Consider the following 19,849-nt stretch of genomic DNA (forward strand, 5'->3'; position numbering starts at 1 on the left):
GGTGCTTCCCGCAGCGAAATCAAGGAGGAGGGGCGAAGCCCCGGGGGACATTCGCGGAGGGAAGTACCCGGTGGCCCGGGCACGCGCCCCGGACAGGAGCACCCACCCGGACAACAACAAGAAGGTCAGTCGACCTTGGCCCCGGAAGCCTTCACCACCGCCCCCATCGCATCCCAATCCGCACGCAGCAGCTTCTGGAAGGCCTCGGCACTCTGGCTGCGCGGCTCCACGCCCAGGCGCTTGAAGCGTTCCTGGATCACCGGATCGGCCAGCACCTTGTTGGCCGCCGCGTTGATGCGCTCGACCTCGGCCTTCGGCGTGCCCGCCGGCGCCAAGAGGCCAATCCACGAGTCGAAGGCGTAGCCCGGCAGGCCGCTCTCGCCCACCGTCGGCAGCTTCGGCAGAAAGGGGCTGCGCGACTGGCCCGTGGAGGCCAGCAGCTTCACGCGTGCGTCGTCCTGGAAGCCCATCACGCCGATGCTCGACGAGATGACCGCCTGCACCCGGCCCGCGAGCACCTCGTTCACGGCCTCGCCGGTCGACTTGGTCGGGATGTGCGTCATCTGCAGGCCCGCCTTCGCGAGGAACGACGCCATCGCGAGGTGCGTGGCGCTGCCGTTGCCGGCCGAGGCGTAGTTGTACTTGCCGGGGTTGGCCTTGACCTCCTTGATGAAGTCGGCCGTGTTGGACACGTTCATGCCGCTGGCCACCGCCAGCACGTAGCCCGCGTTGCCCACGTTGGCCACGCCGACGAAGTCCTTCAGCGGGTCGTAAGGCAGCTTGCTGTACAGGAAGCCCGCGATGTTGTGGCTGGCCGCCGCCAGCACCAGCGTGTTGCCGTCGGCCGGCGCCTTGGCCGCCACCGCCGCGCCCACCGTGCCGCCCGCGCCCGCGCGGTTCTCGACGATGGCGCTGCCGCCGAGCGCGACGCCCAGCTCGTTGTTGAAGGCGCGCGCCACCGTGTCCTGCACGGCGCCCGTGCCGAAGGGCACGATGATGTGGATCACGCGCTGCTGTGCGTGCGCGGCACCAAGGCCGCCCAGGGCCACGGCGGCTGCAAGCGCAGCCAGCGAACGTCGGGTGAACAGGGGAAAAGTCATCGAGGTGGCCGCTTTCATCGTCAACAAAAAAGTTGTTTTTCAGGTGCCCGACGGCAGCCAGCGCTGCACCAGCTTCACGAAATAGCTGGCACCGATCGGGATGATCTCGTCGTTGAAGTCGAACGAGGTGTTGTGGATGATGCAAGGGCCGGGCCCGTGGCCGTCGAGCCGGTGGTCGCCGTCGCCATTGCCCAGGAAGGCGTAGCAGCCGGGCCGCGCGAGCAGCATGTGCGCGAAGTCCTCGGCGCCCATCACGGCGGGAAAGTTGTCGGTGACCATGTCGTCGCCCACCACCTCGCGCATCACGCCGGCGGCAAAGCGCGCTTCGGCCGGATGGTTCACGGTCGGCGGCGAGGAGCGGTTGAAGTACACCTCGGCCGTGCAGCCATGCGCCGCCGCCACGCCGGCCGCCACTTCGCGCAGCCGCGCCTCGAGCTTGTCGATGGCCTCGATGGAGAAGGTGCGGATCGTGCCGCCCACCGTCGCCACATCGGGAATCACGTTCGGCGCATCCGAACCCTGCAGCTGCGTGACCGCCAGCAGTGCGCGCTCGGTGCTGGGAATGGTGCGCGCCACGATGGTCTGCAGTTGCTGCGCCAGCGTGACCACCGCGGCCACCGGATCGATGCCCGTGTGCGGCATCGAGGCGTGCGTGCCGCGCCCGCGCACGGTGATCTTGTAGGTGTTGCTCGATGCCATCAGCGCACCTTCGTTGAGCGCGAAGCGGCCGACATCGCCGACGGGAAAGTTGTGCAGCCCGAAGACCGCGTCGCACGGAAAGCGCTCGAACAGGCCCTCGTCGATCATCTTCTTGGCGCCCGCCTTGCCCATCTCCTCGGCGGGCTGGAAGATGAAATGCACGGTGCCGTCGAAATCATCGGGCCCTTGTTGCGACAGATGCCAGGCGGCGGCCAGCAGCATCGTCGTGTGGCCGTCGTGGCCACAGGCGTGCATGCGGCCGGGGTTCGTCGACTTGTGGGCGAACTCGTTGGCCTCGTGCAGCGGCAGCGCGTCCATGTCGGCGCGCAGGCCGATGGTGCGCGTGCCCGTGCCCTTGCGCAGCACGCCGACGAGGCCCGTGCCCGCGATGCCGCGGTGCACCTCGATGCCCCATTCGGTCAACAGGTTCGCGACCTTCTCGGAGGTGCGATGCTCCTCGAAACCGAGTTCGGGGTGCGCGTGGATGTCGCGCCGGATGTCGATGAAACGGGTGGCGTGGGTGGCGAAGGCGTCGACAAGATTCATGGCGGGCGGCTGCGGGATCGTTCGCGAAAAACAGAAGCGAACGATTCTGGCGCAGCCGCCCGCGCGGCGCATGCTGGCTTACGCGCGGTTCGTCGCTCAGCCGAGCCGGCCTTCCTCGCGCAGCGTCGCGCCGATGCGGCGGATCTCGGCCTCGGCCCGGTCGAGCGTCGCGCGGCTGGTGTGCACCGAGTAATGGCCCATCACCAGCTCGTGCGGGTGCGGGACCGCCGAGCCGAGCACGAAGGCCGTGTCGCCCTGCGCCACGACGTCGATGACCGCGTCGGACTCCTCGAACACCGCGAGCTCGCCCGTGCCGATGGGGCCGCCGGTGCCGTCGCCCGCGTCGAGCCCGCCCGCATTCACCGCCACCCAGCCCACCGTGTGGCCGGCAGGCGGCGTGTAGCGCCAGCGTTCGCCGTCCTTGAGCTGCACGGCCAGGTAGTTCATCGGCGAGGGCGCCGCAATGGGGCTCTGCGCCGCGCCGTAGCGCCCGAGCAGCACGCGCGCCGGGCCTTCCTGCGGCACCTGCGAGGGCGCGAGGTACATGCTTTGCGCGGGCGCGTTTTCCTCGGCGGCCGGCAGCGCCACCCAGAGCTGGAAGCCCTGCACGCGCGTCACGCCCGGTGCCGGTGCGCCGGTGTGCCACACGCCGTTGCCGGCGCGCATCCACTCGACGCCGCCGCCGCGCAGCACGCCCTGTTCGCCGGTCGTGTCCTCGTACAGCGTGTCGCCTTCGATCAGCCACGTCAGCGTGGCGATGCCCGAGTGCGGGTGCAGGCCGAAGCCCTTGTGGCCGCCGTCGACATCGAAGCCGAACAGGTCGAGGAACACGAAGGGCTTGAGGTATTCGCCCAGGTCGCCGGGGCTCATGAGCCGCGTGATCGGCCCGTGCCTGGCGCCGCGCGTGCGGTAAACGATGGCGCGGGTGTCTGTTGCCACGGCTGCGGTCATGCGGCCTCCCTGGCGGTCTTCAGTGCGCGGGTCCACCACGCCATGTCGTCGAGCAGGCCCGTGGCCGACTGCGCCAGGTGCGGGAAGTCGTCGAAGGACTTGCCCTGCTGCCAGATGCCCAGGAACTCGACCATGCCGATGTGCACGGCGTTGCGCACGGGTGCCATCTGCATCTCGACCGCGACCAGCCGCAGCTGCTCCACCGCCCGCGCCGCGCCCACGCCGCCGTAGCCCACGAAGCCGACCGGCTTGCGGATGAACTCCTTGTAGGCCCAGTCGATCGCGTTCTTCAGCACCGCGCTCGGGCCGTGGTTGTACTCGGGCGTGACGATGATGAGCCCGTCGAAGGTCGCCAGCTTGGCCTGCCAGCGCTGCGCGGCCTCGTTCTTCACCGGGCCCCAGGCGGGCGCGCCGGCTTCGTTGAAAAAGGGCAGCGGGTGCTCGCGCAGGTCGACCAGCTCGAAGGCCAGGTCGGTGCGCTGCTTCGCGATGTCGTGGATCCACTGCGCGGGCTTTTCGCCGAAGCGGCCTTCGCGGGTCGAGCCGATGACGATGCCGATGCGGGGTTGTTGTGCGCTCATGGGGTGCGTGCTCCTGAATGAAATGGGGGTGGTCGAAGGCCGCAAGGCCATGGACCCAAGGTTAGGCACGCACGCATTGATCGACTAGGCGGTAGAGTCGGATTGCACTCGTCCACCAACAGAAGGAATCGACTTCGCCATGCTCGACCTCAACGACATCGCCGTCTTCGTGCAGGTGGTGCGCCACGGCAGCTTTGCCGAGGCCGGCCGCCGGCTGGGCCTGCCGCCCAACACCGTGAGCCGGCGCATCCAGCAGCTGGAGGCGCAACTCGGCACCCGGCTGCTGCAGCGCTCGACGCGCAAGCTCACGCTCACCGGCGCCGGGCAGGCGTTTCACGAACAGTGCGCCGAGGCGGTCGACGGGCTGGTCGAGGCCGGGCAGGCGCTCATCACCGGCAGCCAGGAACCCAGCGGCCGCGTGCGCGTGGCGGCCACGGCCGATTTCTTCGACTTCTTCCCCATGGCCTGGGTGGCCGACTTCCTCGCCGCGTACCCGCTGGTGCGCGTCGAGTTCGTGCTCAGCGACGCCAAGGCCGACCTGATCGCCGAGCAGATCGACATCGCCTTCCGCGGCGGCGCGCTGGCCGACTCGGGGTACGTCGCCCGCCAGCTGCTCGGCCCGCGCACCGACGGCCTCGTCGCCAGCCCCGTCTACCTGGCCGCGCGCGGCACGCCCGCCACCCTGCCTGAGCTGGCCGACCATGACTGCGTGACCCCCGCCCACCCCAGCGGCCGCACCACCTGGCGCCTGACCGGGCCCGGCGGGAAGGAAGAAGAAGTGCAGGTGGGCGGCCGCTTCAGCGGCAACACCGCGCAGGCCTTGCGCAAGGCCGCCATCGCCGGCCTGGGCATCGCGCTGCTGCCGCCGGCCATGGGGCGGCTCGATGTGGAGGCCGGGCGGCTGGTGCCGGTGCTGCCGCAGTACCAGCGCACCGGGCATGGGCTCAGCGTGGTCTACCCGAGCCGCAAGCACCTGCCGCGGGCGGTGTCGGCGTTCATCGGAATGGTGACGCAGAAGCTGCGGGAGGAGGAGGCGTTGCCGGATGTGTGGCGGGCGCGGATGACCTGACTTCGGACGCGGATCGATTTCCACAGAAAATGCCCGCCATGAAAATCGAAAAAGACACCGTCGTCACCCTCAAGTACAAAGTCGCCGACGCCCAGGGCAAGCTCATCGAAGCCAGCCCCGAGCCGATGGCCTACCTGCATGGCGGTTACGAGAACACCCTGCCCAAGATCGAGCAGGCGCTCGACGGCCAGGAAAAGGGCTACCAGACCACGCTGAACCTCGCCCCCGAAGACGCCTTCGGCCTGCGCGACGAGGCACTGGTGCGCACCATTCCCAAGACCGAGTTCCCGCCCGGCGTGAAGGTCGGCGGCCAACTGCAGGGCCGGCTCGACGACGGTACCGAGCACGTCTTCACCGTGACCAAGATCAAGGGCCCGGTCGTGCTGCTCGACGGCAACCACCCGTGGGCAGGCAAGGCGCTGAAGTTCAGCCTGCAGGTGACGGACGTGCGCGCGGCGCTGCCGGTGGAGATCGAGCACCGGCATGTGCATGGGGCGCACGGGCACCATCACTGAGTAGCGCCCGGGCAATGGATTTCCCGAACGCTTCCAACATCTCCAGCGTTTTCAGCGTCATCGCGCCGTTGCTGATCGCGGGGGCGTTCCTCTGGGTCGTGCTGCGCACCGAATCGCGGCATGTGCTGCTGAGCCGCCTCTGGCAACTGGTCCACGGCAAGCAGGAAATCTCGGACCCGCAGGTTCGCGCGTTCGTCGACGAACAAACGAGCCTGATTTCATTCCGCATGTTTGCGGGCGTACCCGTCGCCAGTCTCAAGGAGGCGCATCAGCTGATCGAGTGGACCAAGCTGAATGGGGTACAGATGCGCACGCTGAGTGTGTGCGGCGAGCTCTTCGATACGGAGCTTCGCCAAGTGAGGGTTCACAAGCTGCCATCGCGCTTTTCTCAAGCATGGAGACTGAGCGGGCTCTTTATTGCCGTGGCGGTCAGCTTCTTCAGCGTGATCGGCCTCTTCTCGTCTCAATCCCTTTTCTCGCTCAAGAGCACAGATCGGTATTTCTGGGGGAGTCCTACAGAAGTGAAGCGGCCCTGGCCTCTTCTTGGCGCTCCTGCCCTCAAAGTGGCGGACTGCTCAAAAGCCGCAAGTGAAAACGCCTCACGGACGACTTTCAGCGAACAGGAAATCAGCATTCTTTGTGACGTTCTGAAGTCAGAGGGTACGTCCGAGTTCATGAAGAAGGCCTTGAATGAACAGCGCTGGTCTCTTGTCGTGCTCATTGCCTTCGCGCTGTGGATGTCCTGGCTCGGCCTGGTTGCATGGGCCGCTGGGTTCGCGGCTCACAGTCTGGCAAAGCGCAACATCGATCCAAGTCTCCCCGGCTCGCAGTTGAGCCTGGATCTGGGAACTTAGCCGCGCTTCTTCCAGAACCTCGGTGCGTCGCCGATCGTCTCCAGTGCCTCGCGACACGCCGTCGCCCCCGCCGCGCGGCGCGCGCTGAACCAGCCCACCGCGAACCACGCACGCGGGTCGCGCGATGCGACCTCGCGGTACAGCGCGAGCGCCACCGCCTCGTCGTTGAATTCGCCCAGCGCGTCCTGCGCGGGGCGCAGGGCCTTCAGGTAGCGCCCGGCCGCGTCCTTCTTCTTTTTGCCGCCGTCCGCCTCGGCGAAAAGCGGCGCCGCGAACTCCGCCAGGTAGCGCAGGCGCTTGAGCCGCTTGCGCGCGCGGTGCTGGTGTTCGGTGGCGAGCGATTCGAAGCGCCGGCCATCGCGCACCGCCTGTTTATGCAGGCGCTGGAGCCGCTCGCGCAGCAGCTGAAGGGCGTCGTCGGCGGCGAGCGGCGTCGGGTCTGTCGACTCGGTTGCGGTGGCGGTGAAGCCGATCAACGACACCAGCACGTCCTGGAACGCGGCGGCGCGCACGATGTCGCCGGGTGTCAGTGCCGGCGCGGCAGCAGCCGCATCGCCCGCCAGCGGATCAACCTCGGGCGCCCCCGCTTCACGCAGCCGCGGCTGCGCGAGCTTCACGACCTGTTCGCGGTCGCGCAGATCGCCGAGCGCGCGGAAGGCGTCGACCAGCGGCGGCTCCCAGGTGGCGGCGCCGAAGCGGCTGGTGTCGGCATCGAGCCCCGCCAGTTCGCGCAGCGCGGTGCGCAGGCGTCGGATGCCGATGCGCAACTGGTGGATCTGCTCTTCGTCGGTGCTGCCCGCGGCGATCTCGCTGGCGTTGGGCAGCATCTGGTCCAGGCACGACGCGACCACGGCCTGCTGGAGGGTGCGGCCGTCGAGGCCGTGGGCCGGGAAGCGCGGCGCTTCGGCCTTGATAGCGGGCACGGTCTCTTGCTCGGCCAGCAGGCGCATGCCGCGCTCGGCCTTCGAGACGGTGCTGAACCACAGGCCGTGCTGCTGCGACCAGCGCCGCGCGAGCGCCACGAGCCCCTGCACGTCGCCGCTCTTGAGTTCGAGCTCCAGCTCGCACACGGGCGAGGCGCGCTGCGCGGGCGTGCCCGCGTGCGCGACGACCTTGCCGACGTCCAGCGCCATCTCGACCACGGCGCCGGCCGGGCCGCTCACGCGCAGGTCGCGCGTGAGCCGCACGATGTCGGTCGACTGGCGCTCGACCAGCGGCACTGCGCCACCATCGGCGGCTTGCAGCAGTCGGGCCAGCCGCTCGCCGACAGGCGTGCCGGCATGGCGTGCGGGGTCGATGGCGGGCGTGGCGGCGCCGGTGCCCAGGTCGACGTTGTGCTCGAGCCGGTGCAGCGCGTTGTCGCCAGCGGCCTTGACGGTCTGCACCCAGCGCCGGCCCTCCTTGCGCAGCCGCAGCACCATGCCGTCGGCGACGAGGCGCTGGTCGGCGGTGTCGAAATAGCGGGCCTGCAGGCGCGTGCGCACGACGGCGCCGCGCCGCAATGCGGCTTCGACGGCCTTCAGGCGGCCGGCGGGAATGCAGAACTTGAACTCGATTTCCATGGTGTTCATGATGCCCGCTCTTTTTTCCCCTCAGCGAGGTGGTGCCGGCCGATTTCCGGTGCTTCGAAAAATCATGTGGACACCGTCCATTTTCTTTGATATCTTTTGTGGACGGCGTACACAAAGACGTCGGCAAACACCCCATTCACCCTTCATCAGCACAGGAAAGACACCATGGCCACCAAGCAGATCTTCGTGAACCTCCCCGTCCGGAACCTCGACAAGAGCAAGGCCTTCTTCGGCGCGCTGGGCTACACCTTCAACCCGCAGTTCACCGACGCGAACGCCGCCTGCATGGTCATCCACGAGGGCAGCATCCACGCGATGCTGCTGATGGAGGACTACTTCAAGACCTTCACGAACCAGGGCATCGCCGACGCCCGCAAGGAGAACGAAGTGCTGGTGTGCCTGTCGTGCGAGAGCCGCGCCGAGGTCGACGACCTGGTCGCCAAGGCGGTGGCCGCCGGCGGCACGACGCCGCGCGAGCCGAAGGACTACGGTTTCATGTACGGCCACGGCTTCCAGGACCTGGACGGCCACATCTGGGAACTGGTCTACATGGACCCGAACGCCGAGATGCCCTCGCAGTGAACGTGGGGGCCGGACGATGCCCATCGTTCCATATGCGCTCTTGATCGTTGCGCGGAAGGCACCTACCGAAAGGCGGCGGCGCCCCGATATTCCTGGTTCCGGCGCGGCCCGCATGGCGGCCGTGCCTGCCTCACCAAGGAATACCGACATGTCCGACAGCAACGACAACCACAGCGCGTCTCCCATCGTCCAGGTCCAGCCGCTCGGCTTCCCGTGGCAGACGCTGGACCCCTTCCTGTTCTGCGTCTACCACGACGACGCGTACCCGAAGGGCAACGGCCGCATGGGCCCCGAGGCCTCGCTGGCCGGCCGCCAGATCGGCCAGGACTTCAGCCGCAAGGACGGCTGGAGCATGTACCACGGCGAGACGGTGCCGGGCTTTCCCTCGCACCCGCACCGCGGCTTCGAGACGGTGACCATCGTGCGCAAGGGCCTGGTCGACCACTCCGACTCGCTGGGCGCCACCGCGCGTTTCGGCGGCGGCGACGTGCAGTGGCTCACGGCGGGCAAGGGCATCGTGCATTCGGAGATGTTCCCGCTGCTGGACGCCGGCGCGCCCAATCCGCTGGAGCTGTTCCAGATCTGGCTCAACCTGCCGGCGAAGAACAAGATGGCCGAGCCGCACTTCACGATGTTCTGGTCGGAGGCGATTCCGCGCTTCGCCTCGGACGACGCGCAGGGCGGCCGCACCGAGGTGGCGGTGATCGCCGGGCGCTTCGGCGGCGATGACGCGCAGGCCCAGGCGGCCATCGACCCGCTCGCGCCGCCGCCCGCTTCGTGGGCCGCGCAGGCCGGCGCCGACCTGGCGATCTGGACGCTGCGCATGACGCCCGGCGCGCGCTGGACGCTGCCGCCCGCCGCCGGCGAGGGCACGCGGCGCATGCTGTATTTCTTCAAGGGCGCCACCGCGCAGGTGGCGGGGCGGCGCGTGGACGGGCCGGCGGCCATCGAGCTGCGCGCCGACGCGGCCGTGGAACTGTGCAACGGCCCCGAGGGCGACGGCGAGTTCCTGCTGCTGCAGGGCCGCCCGATCGGCGAGCCGGTGGCGCAGTACGGCCCCTTCGTGATGAACACGCAGGCCGAGATCGCGCAGACGATGGCCGACTACCGCCGCACGCAGTTCGGCGGCTGGCCCTGGGCCGACCCGGCGCCGATGCATGGCGCCGAGGCTGCGCGCTTTGCGCGGCACCCGGACGGGCGCGAGGAAGTGCCGGGGGCCTGATCGGCTTGCGAGGCTGCGCGGTTCTCAGTAGCCGCGCAGCACCTCGACGCTCAGCGCGGTCATGCTCGGGATGAACTCGATCACGTCGGTGCGCGCGACGCCGCCCTGCACGAAGGGGTCGCGCGCCAGCACCGCCTCGAGCCCCTCGCGGTCGCCCGAGCGCGCGAGGATCACGCCACCCTTGCGCGGCACCTGGCGCCCCGAGGCCACGAACAGGCCGCTGGCGTAGTGCTTCTTGAGCCAGGTGACATGCGCATCCATCAGCGCGTCGAGTTCCTCGAGCGGGCGGATGTAGGTCAGGGTGACGATGAACATGGCAAAGGCAGGTCGATGCGGAAGATGACCCGATCCTATGACCTCGCCACGACCGTGGCGGGGCGAGAGTGTGTCTCGCGGGTAACTGTCGCATGCGGCATGTGCATGCCGGCCTTGTCGCCCACCGGACCTGCGCGGCGGCGTGCGATCTCGTAGATTCGGTCGTTGCATTCCTCAGTTCATGTCACTTCACCGGAGACCCTGTTCCATGATCCAAGTCGTTGCCGTCATCACCGCCAAGCCCGGCCAGCGCGCCCTGCTGCTCGAAGCCTTCAAGGCCAACCGCGCCGCCGTGCTCGCCGAAGAGGGCTGCATCGAGTACGGGGCCACGATCGACGCGCAGGGCATTCCCCCGTCCAAGGCCAGCTTCGGGCCTGACACCTTCGTGGTGATCGAGAAGTGGGCCTCGCTGCCGGCCCTGCAGGCGCACGCGGTCGCGCCGCACATGGCGGCCTTCAGCGCCCAGACCAGGGAGCTCACCGAGAGCAAGCGCATCCACGTGCTCGAGCCGATCTGACCCTGCTGCGCCGCCGCCACCTTCGCGCGCGGCGCGATGCCTGCTACCCTCGCGCCGGGGAGAAGAAGACATCTCGGACAAGGGGGTTCAAGACATGGCGATCGTCTCCAGACCGCAGGGTCTGCGCTGGCGCACCGGCGCGCTCCTGCTGGCGGCACTGGCCACGGGCTGCGCACAGCTCGGCGCACCGCCGTATGCCGCCGACTACGAGGCGCTCGACCGGCTCGAGGCCCACAACCCCGGCAAGGTCGCGGTGGCCAAGGTGCAACCGACCGACCCGAACGACAAGATCAACACCCTGGGCCTGCGCCGCGCCAGACTCGTGTCGCCCAGCGGCACCTTCGCCCAGTACCTCGAAGACGCGCTGATGCGCGACCTGGGCGAAATCTCGGTCTACGACCCCAAGGCGCCGACGCGCATCGCGGCGCGCATCCTCGTCAATGAACTCGACCTGGGCGTGATCAACGGCTCGGGCCGCATGGACGTCGAAGTCACCGTCACGCGCAACGCCGCGCAGACGCTGCGCAAGACCTACCGCGGCGAGATCGCCTTCGATTCGAGCTACGCCAACATCGTGGCCGTGCCCGCCGGGCAGGCCGCGTACCCGCGCTTGGTGCGGGCGCTGCTGCGGCAGGTGTATGCCGATCCGCAATTCGTCGCGGCCATCGCGCCGCCTGCGCAGTAAGGCCGGGAACGCACCATGTCGCTTCTTTCTTCCCTGACGCCCCGACTGGCCGCCGCACTGGCAACCGCCGTGCTGCTGGCGGGCTGCGCCCACCCGATCACGATGATCACCGAGACCGCACCGCCCCGGTCGGCCGCCCACCTCATCCCCAAGAAGGTGGCCTACGTGATGACCGATGCGCAACGCGATCTGCAGGTGACCACCGCCGGCGGCAGCGGCGACCGCGTGAGCTACTACCCGTACCGCGACCTCGAGAAATCGATCCGCGACGCGCTGCGCGCGGTCTACCGCAACGTGGTCGTGCTGCGCACTGCCGGCGATGCCAAGGCCAACGAGGCAGCGGGCGTGTCGCTGGTGTTCACGCCGCAGATCAAGACCGATTCGAGCTCGTCTTCATGGATCACCTGGCCGCCCACCGCCTTCACGGCCGAGGTGGCCTGCGTGGTGACCGACACCGCAGGCGCCGAAGTCACGCGCGTGCGCGCGGTCGGCAACGGCACGGCGGAGTTCGGCGAGTTCAACGGCGACTACGGCCTGGCCGCCCGGCGCGCGGCCACGCGGATGACGGCGCAGCTCAGCAGCGAGATCCGGCGCAACGAGAAGCTGCGCTGAGCCGTTCAACGACCACTCGCCCAATAAAAAAACGCGCCCGAGGGCGCGTTTTTTGTGGGAGCCGCGAAGTCTTACTTCGACACGACCTTCACCATCTCGAGGCACTTGTTCGAGTAGCCCCACTCGTTGTCGTACCAGCTCACGAGCTTCACGAAGGTGCCGTCCAGCGCGATGCCGGCTTCGGCGTCGAAGATCGAGGTGCGCGGGTCGCCGCGGAAGTCGGTGGCGACGACCTTGTCTTCGGTGTAGCCCAGCACGCCCTTGAGCGCGCCTTCGCTCTGTGCCTTCATTTCGGCGCAGATCTCGGCGTAGGTGGCGTCCTTGACGAGTTCGACGGTCAGGTCGACCACCGACACGTCGGAGGTCGGCACGCGGAAGCTCATGCCGGTGAGCTTCTTGTTGAGCTCGGGGATCACCACGCCCACGGCCTTGGCCGCGCCCGTCGACGACGGAATGATGTTTTCCAGGATGCCGCGGCCGCCGCGCCAGTCCTTGTTGCTCGGGCCGTCCACGGTCTTCTGCGTGGCGGTGGCGGCGTGCACGGTGGTCATCAGGCCGCGCTTGATGCCCCACTTGTCGTTCAGCACCTTGGCCAGCGGCGCCAGGCAGTTGGTGGTGCAGCTGGCGTTGCTGATGATGGCTTCGCCGGCGTACTTCTTGTCGTTCACGCCGTAGACGAACATGGGGGTGTCGTCCTTCGAGGGGGCCGACAGGATCACCTTCTTGGCGCCTGCGTCGATGTGCTTCTGCGCGGTTTCCTTCGTGAGGAAGAGGCCGGTCGACTCGAGCACGATGTCGGCGCCGACTTCGTTCCACTTGAGCTGCGACGGGTCGCGCTCTTGCGTCAGGCGGATCTTCTTGCCGTTGACGATCAGCGTGTTGCCTTCGACCGTGACTTCACCCTTGAAGCGGCCATGCACCGAGTCGTACTGGAGCATGTAAGCCAGGTATTCCGGCTCGAGCAAGTCGTTGATGGCAACGATTTCGATGTCGTTCTTGAAGTTCTGCACGGCTGCGCGCAGCACGTTGCGACCGATGCGGCCGAAGCCGTTGATACCGAGTTTGATAGCCATCTGACTTGCTCCTAAGGTTGAAAAACTTTTGATCGGACGGGAAGAGGACGAACCGCGCGACGCTCAGTCGCGCAGGGCCGCTTCCACGGTGGCGGCCACGTTCTCCGCCGTGAAACCGAAGTGCTTGAACAGCACGGGCGCGGGGGCCGACTCGCCGTAGCTGTCGATGCCGACCACGGCCGCGCAGCCGTACTTCCACCAGCCGTCGGTGCAGCCCATTTCGACCGCGACGCGCGGGATCTTCTTGGGCAGCACGGCCTTCTTGTAGGCCAGGTCCTGGCGGTCGAAGGTGGTGGTCGAGGGCATCGACACCACGCGCACGGCGATCTTCTTGTCGGCCAGCAGCTTCTGGGCGGCCAGCGCGAGCTGCACTTCGGAGCCGGTGGCGATGATGACGGCGGCTGTCTTCTTGTTCTTGAGGCCGACGTTCTCGGGCTCGGACAGCACGTAGGCGCCGCGGCTGATGTCGCCCAGGTCGCTCTTGGCGGCGTAGGCGATGTTCTGGCGGCTCAGCAGCAGCGCGGTCGGTCGCGACTGGTTCTGCAGCGCCACGGCCCAGGCCACGGCGGTTTCGGCCGTGTCGCCCGGACGCCAGACGTCCAGGTTCGGAATGAGGCGCAGCGAGGCGGCGTGCTCGATCGACTGGTGCGTCGGGCCGTCTTCACCCAGGCCGATGGAGTCGTGCGTGAACACGTGCACCACGCGGCGCTTCATGAGCGCGGCCATGCGGATGGCGTTGCGGCTGTAGTCGCTGAAGGTGAGGAAGGTGCCGCCGTAGGGGATGTAGCCGCCGTGCAGCGCCACGCCGTTCATGATGGCGGCCATGCCGAATTCGCGCACGCCGTAGTTGATGTGGCGGCCGATCTCGCCGTGCGGCGGTTCGACGGCATCACCTTGTGCGGCTTCGTCTTCGCCGCCCTGGGGCACCACCGGTGCGGGGGGCGCGTTCAGCACGACGGCGCCGGTCTTGGCGTCGAAGCGCAGCGCGGCGGTGCTCTTGGTGTTGGTGAGGTTGGAGCCCGTGAGGTCGGCGCTGCCGCCGAGCATTTCGGGCAGCGCGGCCGTGAAGGCTTCCAGCGCGAGCTGGCTGGCCTTGCGGCTGGCCACGGTTTCGCCCTTGGTGTGGGCGGCGACCACGGTGTCGAACGCGACCTGGTGGAAGTTCTTGGGCAGCTCGCCCTTCATGCGGCGCGTGAACTCGGCGGCGAGTTCAGGGTACGCGGCCGTGTAGGCGGCGAAGGTGTCGTTCCAGGCGGCTTCGGTCTTGGCGCCTTCGGCCTTGTGGTCCCAGTCGGCATACACCTCGGCCGGGATTTCGAAGGCGGGGTAGGGCCAGCCGATGGCTTCGCGCGTGAGCTTGATTTCTTCGGCGCCCAGCGCCTCGCCGTGCGCCTTGGCGGTGCCGGCGCGGTTCGGGCTGCCCTTGCCGATGGTGGTCTTGCAGACGATCAGCGTGGGCTTGGTGGCTTCCTTCTTGGCCTTGGCGATGGCCTTGGCCACTTCCTTGGCGTCGTTGCCGTCGATGGGGCCGACGACGTTCCAGCCGTAGCCCTTGAAGCGTTCTTCGGTGTTGTCGATGAACCAGGGCTTGACCTGGCCGTCGATGCTGATGCCGTTGTCGTCGTACAGGGCGATCAGCTTGTTCAGGTGCCAGGCGCCGGCCAGGGCGCAGGCTTCGTGGCTGATGCCTTCCATCATGCAACCGTCGCCCAGGAAGGCGTAGGTGTGGTGGTCGACGATGGCCAGGTCCTTGCGGTTGAACTCGGCGGCCAGCAGCTTCTCGGCCAGCGCGAAGCCCACGGCATTGGTGATGCCCTGGCCCAGCGGGCCGGTGGTGGTTTCGACGCCGGGGGTGACGTCGACTTCGGGGTGGCCGGCGGTCTTGCTGTGCAGCTGGCGGAAGTTCTTGATCTCGGCCAGGGGCAGGTCGTAGCCCGTGAGGTGCAGCACCGCGTAGATCAGCATCGAGGCGTGGCCGTTGGACAGCACGAAGCGGTCGCGGTCGAACCAGTGCGGGTTGGCGGGGTTGTAGCGCAGGTGCTCGCCCCACAGGGCGACGGCCATGTCGGCCATGCCCATCGGTGCGCCCGGATGTCCGGAATTGGCTTGTTGAACGGCATCCATTGCCAGCGCGCGGATCGCGTTGGCCATCAGGGCTTGGTTTGCCATGGGCAGTGGGCTTTCGGGGGAAAAGGGTGGGTGGGGGATACGGGAGAACCCGAGATTTTACCGGGCGAGCCGCGCCCGGCCTCGATACAGGGCCAACACCCCACTGATGCTCTCTTGTGTCGCAGGCCCGGCTGCTAGAGTTGCCCCCCATGCAAGGGCTGCACCTCACCGCCGATCTCCACGACTGCCAATGCGGCCTCCAATGGCTCACCGACGGGCGCGCGCTCGGCGAGGTCTGCACCAAGGCCGTGGCTGCCGCGGGGCTGCAGGCCGTGGGCAAGCTGGTCCACGGCTTTCCGGCCACGCCGCAGGGGCCGGGCGGCGTGACGGCCACGCTGCTGCTGGCCGAATCGCACCTGTGCATCCACACCTGGCCCGAGCAGCGCGGCGTGACGCTCGACGTGTACGTCTGCAACTTCGGCGCCGACCACTCGGCCAAGGCGCATGCGCTGATGGCCTGCCTGGTGGCGCTGTTCCAGCCCCGCCACAGCGAACGCAACGAACTGCAACGCGGCCGTGTGGCCGGGTCGGTGCAGTGATGGCGGTGCGCGCGATGATCCTGGCCGCCGGCCGCGGCGAACGCATGCGGCCGCTGACCGACGCCACGCCCAAGCCCCTGCTCGAGGTGCGCGGCAAGCCGCTGATGCAGTGGCCGATGGAGGCGCTGGCCGAGGGCGGCTTCACCGAGCTGGTGGTCAACACCGACTGGCTCGGCGCGCAGGTCGCCGCCCGGTTCGGCGCGCGCCCCGTGCTGGACGGGCGTGGTGCGCTGTCCATTTCGTATTCCGACGAGGGCCGCGACTTCGGCGGCGCGCTCGAAACGGCCGGCGGCATCGTGCGCGCGCTGCCGTTGCTGGGTGAGGTGTTCTGGGTCGCGGCCGGCGACGTGTTCGCGCCCGGCTTCCGCTTCACCCAGGCCGCGGTCGACCGCTTCCTGGCCAGCGGCAAGCTCGCCCACCTGTGGCTGGTGCCGAACCCGGCGCACAACCCCAAGGGCGACTTCGGCCTCTCGGCCGACGGGCTTGCGCTGAACCAGGCGGCCGAAAAATACACCTTCTCGACCATCGGCCTGTACCGCGCCGCGCTGTTCGCGCCGCCGTACTGCGACATCCCGGCTGGCAATCCGGACGGCATCAAGGCCCCGCTGGCACCGATCCTGCGCGCCGCGATGGACAACCAGCAGGTGAGCGCCGAGCTCTACACCGGCGACTGGACCGACGTGGGCACGCCGCAGCGCCTGCAGCAACTCAACGCCGGGGTCGCGCCGGCAGCGGGCGCATGACGCTCGCGCCGCTGCCCGACGCCCTGCGCCTGCTGCCGCAGCGCCTGCACGAGCTGGCCCTGGCCACCGCCGCCGAACGCAACGACGGCGCGCCCGAAGACCCGCTGACCGTGCCGCTCTACGTGAGCGACTTCACGCGCCTGAGCCTCGCGCCCATGCGCCAGGGCTGGCACGTCGAATACTTCGGCGACACCTGGGGCGACGCCTTCGACGAAACCCTGGCCTGCCTGAGCCGGCAGGACGTGGCCGACTGCATCACCTCGCTGTCGTTCAGCGGCCCCGACAGCGGCGCCAACGGCTCGCGCGAATGGATGTTCACGCCGCTGCTCGAGAGCCCGGTGATGTTTCCCCGCCTGCGCTCGCTGTTCATCAAGCCGACGCAGCCCGAGGACCACAACCAGTCGCTCGTCTGCACCAGCGACGGCATCCTCGAGGAAGGCGGCGACATCGCGCGCTGGGTGCGCAAGACGCCGCACCTGAGCGAACTGACGGTGCCGAACGCGCCGAACGCCGACTTCTTCGCCGTGCCGCTGCCGCAACTGACCAGCCTGTGCGTCGGCGCCCATTTCGCCACGCAGCACTTCATCCGCCACCTGGCCGCCGTAACGCAGCTGCCGGGCCTCAGGCTGCTGGATTTTTCCGAATCCACCGAGCAGCAGATGGCGTGGCCGGCCGACCGGACGCCCGGCGGCATCACGGCCTTCGAAGACTACGAGGCCTTGCTGCACAGCCCCGTGGGCGCGCAGCTGCGCGTGCTGAGGCTGCGCAACACCTGCCTCGACCTGGCCCAGCTGCAGCAGCTGCAGGGCGTGCGGCAGCGGCTGCAATTCATGGTCATCCAGTCAACGATCGGCGGCTACGTCAGCCACTTTGCACAGGATGTGTTCCCATGGCGGCATCTGGTACCCGCGGACCCCGGACTTGCACCGTATCGAAAGTGAAATCCCATGCTCAATGACACCACGATCTACGCCGAGCGCCGCGCGCGCCTCGCTTCGCAACTGGGCAAGGACGGCATCGCCATCGTCCCGACCGCGCCCGAGCGCCAGCGCAACCGCGACAGCGACTTCCTGTTCCGCCACGACAGCTACTTCTACTACCTGACCGGTTTCACCGAGCCCAACGCCTGGCTGGTGCTGGCGGGCGACGGCCGCGCCACGCTGTTCTGCGCGCCGAAAGACCTGGAGCGCGAGATCTGGGACGGCTACCGCCTCGGCCCCGATGCTGCCCCCGCCGCGCTGGGCGTGGACGAGGCCTTCTCGGTGAACGACCTCGACGCCAAGCTGCCGAAGCTGCTCGAGAACCGCGCCACCGTGTGGTTCCCCTTCGCCACCCACAAGGGCCTGGAAACCCGCATCGACGGCTGGCTGCAGTCGGTGCGCGCGCGCGTGCGCTACGGCGCGCTGTGCCCCGAGGAGCAACGCGACCTGTGCGGCCCGCTCGACGAGATGCGCCTGGTCAAGGACGCGCACGAGCAGGACATCATGCGCCGCGCCGCGCAGATCAGCGCCCGCGCCCACATCCGCGCGATGCAGCTGTCGGCGCGCATGCTGCGCGAGGGCAAGGACGTGCGCGAGTACCACCTCGACGCCGAGCTGCTGCACGAGTTCCGCCTGGGCGGCTCGCAGTACCCGGCCTACGGTTCCATCGTCGCGGCCGGCGCCAACGCCTGCGTGCTGCACTACCGCGCCGACGCCGCGCCCGTGCGCAAGGGCGAGCTCGTGCTGATCGACGCCGGCTGCGAACTCGACGGCTACGCCAGCGACATCACCCGCACCTTCCCGGCCGATGGCAAATTCAGCGGCCCGCAGCGCGCGCTGTACGACCTGGTGCTGGCCAGCCAGGACGCCTCGGCCGCCGCCACCAAGGCCGGCAACCGCTTCAACGACCCGCACGACGCGGCCGTGAAGGTGCTGGCGCAGGGCATGCTCGACCTGGGCCTGCTCGACGGCAACAAGGTCGGCGGCGTCGACGACGTGATCGACTCGCGCGCCTACTTCCAGTTCTACATGCACCGCACCGGCCACTGGCTGGGCATGGACGTGCACGACTGCGGCAGCTATGTCGAACCCACGCAGGTGGGCGAGGTGAGCGAGCGCAAGGACCCGCTGTCCAACGAACTCATCAAGAACCGCCCGAGCCGCATCCTGCACCCGGGCATGGTGCTGACGCTGGAGCCCGGCATCTACGTGCGCCCCGGCGAGGGCGTGCCCGAGAAATTCCACAATATCGGCATCCGCATCGAGGACGACGCGATCGTCACGGCCACGGGCTGCGAACTGATTTCGCGGGGGGTGCCGGTGAAGGCGGATGAGATCGAGGCGTTGATGCGGGGGTGAACACCGTCCGCAAGCGGCGCGCCAGGCTGGTGGACGACCGCCCGCCGTATTGGATGCAGCAGTGGCTGCTGCATCACAAGGAATCAGACCGGTTCGATGGACGTGAGTACCGCATCTACGACGTCCACGCGTCCAAGGGGGCGCCACTGTCCTCGGTCTGCGCCGAAGGCGTGATTTCGCGGATCAGCGATACCGCACTGGAATTGCGGGAGCCCGAGTCCGTCGTGTCCGCCTATGCGGTCTGGTTCGGTCTGCTGATGGCCGCGCCGCTGGTGGCCTTGCTGTTCCATGTAGACATACCCCAGACGATCATGGGCACGCTGATCGCGCTCTGGTTGATCGGCGTGACGCTGTACGCCGTGATTTTCGGCGCGCGCTCGATTTTTTTGACCTTCAGGGAGGTGCTGCACCCCTCGCCGTTGAACGTCGGGATTCTGTGCGACCGGCGCAACCAAAGGCTGTGGTGGCGCGAGGGAGGGAAGGACCGCTGGGTCGCGTGGGACCGCATCCGTGTCGCCCATCGCAAGGGATGCCCCGCGACGCAGACCTCCGAAGACTTGCGTCTGCTGATGCTGAACAAGGACGATGCCCTCGTCACCACCGTGGAGCAGGGCACGGAGCCATTGACGTTGCCGCTGCCGAGCTGGGGCTTCGGTCATCGATGCACGCAATCGCATGAGAACGAGACGTGCAAGGCCGTCGTCGACTTCATCGCGGTGTTCATGCGTCACGGCCCCGAGCAATTGCCCGCCACCCGCTGGCGGACACCGAAACACGACCGCGAACGCCTGTTCCTGGACCTGGCTGGCACCCTGAATTTTTTCGCCGGGCCTCGTGCGCATGCATCAAGACCGTTGCGCGCCTTCTGCGCCGTGTTGATGGCACTGGCTGCACCGCTCCTGCTACCACCGCAATGGCTGCATGCGCTCGCCGAATTTCGGCGTCGGCCGAGCGAATGGTCAGAAGCCACCCTGCAGGCGGTCGGGATCGATTCGCCGACGACCCGCCTGGCCGTGCCCGCGGGCAGCCGGCCGTTGCACGCGCCGCTCGATCAGGAGCAACGCGCTCTGGCGTGGATCTGGATCGCCACCGCCTTCGCGACCTACCTCATCGTGGGTTGGAAGATCGTCCACTGAGTGCGCGGACGGGTGCGGGCCCGGATGCCCG

General features: G+C 68.3%; 21 protein-coding genes. 13 read left to right on the top strand and 8 right to left on the bottom strand.

What is annotated here, in order from left to right:
• Nucleotides 1-125: 125 nt before the first annotated feature.
• The 4 genes from AC1RGU_RS24540 to AC1RGU_RS24555 all read right to left on the bottom strand — a co-directional run bounded on the left by AC1RGU_RS24540 (nt 126) and on the right by AC1RGU_RS24555 (nt 3,877).
• On the bottom strand, nt 126-1,100 hold the full coding sequence (locus AC1RGU_RS24540; RefSeq protein ID WP_492698496.1) for a tripartite tricarboxylate transporter substrate-binding protein: 975 nt from the start codon (nt 1,098-1,100) through the stop codon (nt 126-128).
• 39 nt (nt 1,101-1,139) lie between these two features.
• Nucleotides 1,140-2,345 (bottom strand): M20 aminoacylase family protein, encoded by a 1,206-nt coding sequence (locus tag AC1RGU_RS24545; protein WP_492698498.1) that lies wholly within the window; start codon nt 2,343-2,345, stop codon nt 1,140-1,142.
• 96 nt (nt 2,346-2,441) lie between these two features.
• Nucleotides 2,442-3,296 carry a pirin family protein gene (locus AC1RGU_RS24550; RefSeq protein WP_492698500.1) on the bottom strand — a complete coding sequence of 285 codons (855 nt, stop codon included), beginning with the start codon at nt 3,294-3,296 and terminating at the stop codon, nt 2,442-2,444.
• Nucleotides 3,293-3,877, bottom strand: coding sequence for an NADPH-dependent FMN reductase (locus AC1RGU_RS24555; RefSeq protein ID WP_492698502.1), 585 nt, complete (start codon nt 3,875-3,877; stop codon nt 3,293-3,295). Before AC1RGU_RS24555 ends, AC1RGU_RS24550 begins: the two co-directional genes overlap by 4 nt.
• Nucleotides 3,878-4,016: 139 nt before the next feature.
• Here AC1RGU_RS24555 and AC1RGU_RS24560 point away from each other — a divergent pair, with 139 nt between their 5' ends.
• Genes AC1RGU_RS24560 through AC1RGU_RS24570 form a run of 3 tightly spaced genes read left to right on the top strand, consistent with a single transcriptional unit; the run spans nt 4,017 to nt 6,315 of the window.
• Nucleotides 4,017-4,946 (top strand): LysR family transcriptional regulator, encoded by a 930-nt coding sequence (locus AC1RGU_RS24560; protein ID WP_492698504.1) that lies wholly within the window; start codon nt 4,017-4,019, stop codon nt 4,944-4,946.
• A gap of 38 nt (nt 4,947-4,984) precedes the next feature.
• Nucleotides 4,985-5,461, top strand: coding sequence for an FKBP-type peptidyl-prolyl cis-trans isomerase (locus AC1RGU_RS24565; RefSeq protein WP_062473516.1), 477 nt, complete (start codon nt 4,985-4,987; stop codon nt 5,459-5,461).
• 14 nt (nt 5,462-5,475) lie between these two features.
• Nucleotides 5,476-6,315 carry a DUF6216 family protein gene (locus tag AC1RGU_RS24570; protein ID WP_492698506.1) on the top strand — a complete coding sequence of 280 codons (840 nt, stop codon included), beginning with the start codon at nt 5,476-5,478 and terminating at the stop codon, nt 6,313-6,315.
• Here AC1RGU_RS24570 and AC1RGU_RS24575 read toward each other — a convergent pair.
• A complete protein-coding gene (locus AC1RGU_RS24575) occupies nt 6,312-7,886 on the bottom strand; it encodes a CYTH and CHAD domain-containing protein (protein WP_492698508.1) in 1,575 nt (524 codons plus the stop codon). The two genes, AC1RGU_RS24570 and AC1RGU_RS24575, sit on opposite strands and share 4 nt — an antisense overlap.
• A gap of 165 nt (nt 7,887-8,051) precedes the next feature.
• On the opposite strand from AC1RGU_RS24575, the gene AC1RGU_RS24580 reads away from it, so the two are divergent.
• Nucleotides 8,052-8,468: a VOC family protein gene (locus AC1RGU_RS24580; protein WP_095747343.1), complete on the top strand. Its 417-nt coding sequence runs from the start codon at nt 8,052-8,054 to the stop codon at nt 8,466-8,468.
• Between the two features lie 148 nt (nt 8,469-8,616).
• Nucleotides 8,617-9,690 carry a pirin family protein gene (locus tag AC1RGU_RS24585; protein WP_492698509.1) on the top strand — a complete coding sequence of 358 codons (1,074 nt, stop codon included), beginning with the start codon at nt 8,617-8,619 and terminating at the stop codon, nt 9,688-9,690.
• 24 nt (nt 9,691-9,714) lie between these two features.
• Here AC1RGU_RS24585 and AC1RGU_RS24590 read toward each other — a convergent pair whose 3' ends face one another.
• Complete coding sequence (locus AC1RGU_RS24590) at nt 9,715-10,005, bottom strand: YciI family protein (RefSeq protein ID WP_062473524.1); 291 nt, start codon at nt 10,003-10,005, stop codon at nt 9,715-9,717.
• 208 nt (nt 10,006-10,213) lie between these two features.
• Between AC1RGU_RS24590 and AC1RGU_RS24595 the strand changes: the two genes are divergently transcribed.
• The 3 genes from AC1RGU_RS24595 to AC1RGU_RS24605 all read left to right on the top strand — a co-directional run bounded on the left by AC1RGU_RS24595 (nt 10,214) and on the right by AC1RGU_RS24605 (nt 11,819).
• Nucleotides 10,214-10,522 carry a putative quinol monooxygenase gene (locus AC1RGU_RS24595; RefSeq protein ID WP_369630709.1) on the top strand — a complete coding sequence of 103 codons (309 nt, stop codon included), beginning with the start codon at nt 10,214-10,216 and terminating at the stop codon, nt 10,520-10,522.
• Nucleotides 10,523-10,616: 94 nt separating this feature from the next.
• The gene (locus AC1RGU_RS24600; RefSeq protein ID WP_139702926.1) at nt 10,617-11,207 is read left to right on the top strand and encodes a hypothetical protein; all 591 of its coding nucleotides are present in this window, start codon (nt 10,617-10,619) and stop codon (nt 11,205-11,207) included.
• A gap of 15 nt (nt 11,208-11,222) precedes the next feature.
• Nucleotides 11,223-11,819 (top strand): hypothetical protein, encoded by a 597-nt coding sequence (locus AC1RGU_RS24605; RefSeq protein WP_492698510.1) that lies wholly within the window; start codon nt 11,223-11,225, stop codon nt 11,817-11,819.
• Between the two features lie 71 nt (nt 11,820-11,890).
• Here the strand turns inward: AC1RGU_RS24605 and gap are convergent, their stop codons facing one another.
• Both gap and AC1RGU_RS24615 read right to left on the bottom strand, forming a co-directional pair.
• On the bottom strand, nt 11,891-12,892 hold the full coding sequence (gap, locus tag AC1RGU_RS24610; RefSeq protein WP_056575024.1) for a type I glyceraldehyde-3-phosphate dehydrogenase: 1,002 nt from the start codon (nt 12,890-12,892) through the stop codon (nt 11,891-11,893).
• A gap of 63 nt (nt 12,893-12,955) precedes the next feature.
• A complete protein-coding gene (locus tag AC1RGU_RS24615) occupies nt 12,956-15,061 on the bottom strand; it encodes a transketolase family protein (protein WP_070063328.1) in 2,106 nt (701 codons plus the stop codon).
• A 149-nt stretch (nt 15,062-15,210) separates the two neighbouring features.
• Here AC1RGU_RS24615 and AC1RGU_RS24620 point away from each other — a divergent pair, with 149 nt between their 5' ends.
• From AC1RGU_RS24620 to AC1RGU_RS24640, 5 genes are read left to right on the top strand one after another with little or no spacing between them, the layout of a single operon-like run.
• A complete protein-coding gene (locus AC1RGU_RS24620; RefSeq protein WP_062473535.1) occupies nt 15,211-15,600 on the top strand; it encodes an S-adenosylmethionine decarboxylase family protein in 390 nt (129 codons plus the stop codon).
• A 14-nt stretch (nt 15,601-15,614) separates the two neighbouring features.
• The gene (locus AC1RGU_RS24625) at nt 15,615-16,343 is read left to right on the top strand and encodes a nucleotidyltransferase family protein (protein WP_492698512.1); all 729 of its coding nucleotides are present in this window, start codon (nt 15,615-15,617) and stop codon (nt 16,341-16,343) included.
• On the top strand, nt 16,340-17,284 hold the full coding sequence (locus tag AC1RGU_RS24630) for a hypothetical protein (RefSeq protein WP_492698513.1): 945 nt from the start codon (nt 16,340-16,342) through the stop codon (nt 17,282-17,284). Before AC1RGU_RS24625 ends, AC1RGU_RS24630 begins: the two co-directional genes overlap by 4 nt.
• Before the next feature lie 6 nt (nt 17,285-17,290).
• Nucleotides 17,291-18,682: an aminopeptidase P N-terminal domain-containing protein gene (locus AC1RGU_RS24635; protein ID WP_492698514.1), complete on the top strand. Its 1,392-nt coding sequence runs from the start codon at nt 17,291-17,293 to the stop codon at nt 18,680-18,682.
• The gene (locus AC1RGU_RS24640; RefSeq protein WP_492698516.1) at nt 18,679-19,818 is read left to right on the top strand and encodes a hypothetical protein; all 1,140 of its coding nucleotides are present in this window, start codon (nt 18,679-18,681) and stop codon (nt 19,816-19,818) included. Before AC1RGU_RS24635 ends, AC1RGU_RS24640 begins: the two co-directional genes overlap by 4 nt.
• The last annotated feature ends 31 nt before the right edge of the window (nt 19,819-19,849 follow it).

The sequence above is a fragment of the Variovorax sp. GW823-FHT02B07 genome (assembly GCF_058797695.1).

Bases quoted from the DNA above. Each gene is read 5' to 3' on its own strand.
- AC1RGU_RS24620 (WP_062473535.1), top strand. From the start codon at position 15,211: ATGCAAGGGCTGCACCTCACCGCCGATCTCCACGACTGCCAATGCGGC.
- AC1RGU_RS24560 (WP_492698504.1), top strand. From the start codon at position 4,017: ATGCTCGACCTCAACGACATCGCCGTCTTCGTGCAGGTGGTGCGCCAC.
- AC1RGU_RS24565 (WP_062473516.1), top strand. From the start codon at position 4,985: ATGAAAATCGAAAAAGACACCGTCGTCACCCTCAAGTACAAAGTCGCC.
- AC1RGU_RS24580 (WP_095747343.1), top strand. From the start codon at position 8,052: ATGGCCACCAAGCAGATCTTCGTGAACCTCCCCGTCCGGAACCTCGAC.
- AC1RGU_RS24550 (WP_492698500.1), bottom strand. From the start codon at position 3,296: ATGACCGCAGCCGTGGCAACAGACACCCGCGCCATCGTTTACCGCACG.
- AC1RGU_RS24585 (WP_492698509.1), top strand. From the start codon at position 8,617: ATGTCCGACAGCAACGACAACCACAGCGCGTCTCCCATCGTCCAGGTC.
- AC1RGU_RS24590 (WP_062473524.1), bottom strand. From the start codon at position 10,005: ATGTTCATCGTCACCCTGACCTACATCCGCCCGCTCGAGGAACTCGAC.
- AC1RGU_RS24545 (WP_492698498.1), bottom strand. From the start codon at position 2,345: ATGAATCTTGTCGACGCCTTCGCCACCCACGCCACCCGTTTCATCGAC.
- AC1RGU_RS24555 (WP_492698502.1), bottom strand. From the start codon at position 3,877: ATGAGCGCACAACAACCCCGCATCGGCATCGTCATCGGCTCGACCCGC.
- AC1RGU_RS24615 (WP_070063328.1), bottom strand. From the start codon at position 15,061: ATGGCAAACCAAGCCCTGATGGCCAACGCGATCCGCGCGCTGGCAATG.
- gap (WP_056575024.1), bottom strand. From the start codon at position 12,892: ATGGCTATCAAACTCGGTATCAACGGCTTCGGCCGCATCGGTCGCAAC.
- AC1RGU_RS24625 (WP_492698512.1), top strand. From the start codon at position 15,615: ATGATCCTGGCCGCCGGCCGCGGCGAACGCATGCGGCCGCTGACCGAC.
- AC1RGU_RS24635 (WP_492698514.1), top strand. From the start codon at position 17,291: ATGCTCAATGACACCACGATCTACGCCGAGCGCCGCGCGCGCCTCGCT.
- AC1RGU_RS24540 (WP_492698496.1), bottom strand. From the start codon at position 1,100: ATGACTTTTCCCCTGTTCACCCGACGTTCGCTGGCTGCGCTTGCAGCC.
- AC1RGU_RS24595 (WP_369630709.1), top strand. From the start codon at position 10,214: ATGATCCAAGTCGTTGCCGTCATCACCGCCAAGCCCGGCCAGCGCGCC.
- AC1RGU_RS24630 (WP_492698513.1), top strand. From the start codon at position 16,340: ATGACGCTCGCGCCGCTGCCCGACGCCCTGCGCCTGCTGCCGCAGCGC.
- AC1RGU_RS24575 (WP_492698508.1), bottom strand. From the start codon at position 7,886: ATGAACACCATGGAAATCGAGTTCAAGTTCTGCATTCCCGCCGGCCGC.
- AC1RGU_RS24570 (WP_492698506.1), top strand. From the start codon at position 5,476: ATGGATTTCCCGAACGCTTCCAACATCTCCAGCGTTTTCAGCGTCATC.
- AC1RGU_RS24605 (WP_492698510.1), top strand. From the start codon at position 11,223: ATGTCGCTTCTTTCTTCCCTGACGCCCCGACTGGCCGCCGCACTGGCA.
- AC1RGU_RS24600 (WP_139702926.1), top strand. From the start codon at position 10,617: ATGGCGATCGTCTCCAGACCGCAGGGTCTGCGCTGGCGCACCGGCGCG.